Genomic DNA, 929 nt, shown 5'->3' with positions numbered 1-929 from the left:
CGCGCAATGGGCGGCGAGTGGCTGAACACCAAAAGCGCCATTCAAGGCCTGCTGGCCAAGCTGCGCCAGAACCCGAAAGACCATCAAAGCCAGCTGCTGCTGGCCCTGGCCTATATCCAGGAAGGCCGCGTGACCGGCAACCACGCTTACTACGACGGGGCCGCGATGCAGCTGCTGGATAACGTGCTGGCCGCGCAGCCCGAAAACTTCGACGCGCTCTGCTCGAAAGCCTCCCTGCACCTGACGCAGCATCATTTCTCGCAGGGCCTGGCGGTGGCCCAGAAAGCGGTGAAAATCAACCCTAATAACGCCTTTGTGTATGGGGTGCTGTGCGATGCCAACGTGGAGTTGGGCAAGTACGACGAAGCCGTGAAAATGGCCGACAAGATGAACCAGGTGCGCCCCGACCTGCGCGCCTATGCCCGCGTGAGCTACCTGCGCGAGATTCACGGCGATGTCACCGGCGCTCAACAAGCCATGAGCATGGCCGTCGGGGCCGGCTACATCGGCCTGGAGCAAACCGAATGGGCCCGGGTGCAACTGGGCCAGTTGTATGAGAATACCGGCGATTTAGCCCGCGCCGAAGCCATTTATCAACAGTCGCTGACGCTGCGTCCGCATTATGCTTACGCCCTGGCCGGCTTGGGCCGCATCGCAGCCGCCCGCCAAGACTATCCCAAGGCCATTCAGTACCTGCAGCAGGCGCGCGCCACGGTGAAAGACTATGCCTTTGCCGACGAGTTGGCCGACCTGTATCGCCTGAACAAGCAGCCGGCAGCATCCCGAAAAATGGCCCAAGAAGCCATTGCGCAGCTGAGCAACGACGCCACTGAGGCCGACAACAACGAGCAGATGGGCCACTACGCCGACCGCGAGTTGGCTTATGCCTACCTCAAAACCAAATACCTGGACAAAGCGCTGAAGCACGC

The 929-nt window shown here is 61.2% G+C and carries 1 protein-coding gene; it reads left to right on the top strand.

Annotated elements, in window-relative coordinates:
* Window positions 1–929 (top strand): tetratricopeptide repeat protein (locus tag ACP7AJ_RS21400; RefSeq protein ID WP_426062274.1); only part of this gene is annotated, 929 nt, incomplete at both ends.

Origin of the sequence: Hymenobacter sp. B1770, assembly GCF_049896385.1 — a bacterium.
GTDB lineage: Bacteria > Bacteroidota > Bacteroidia > Cytophagales > Hymenobacteraceae > Hymenobacter.
Note: the sequence above shows the minus strand (reverse complement) of the source record. Positions and strands in the feature narration are given on the sequence as shown.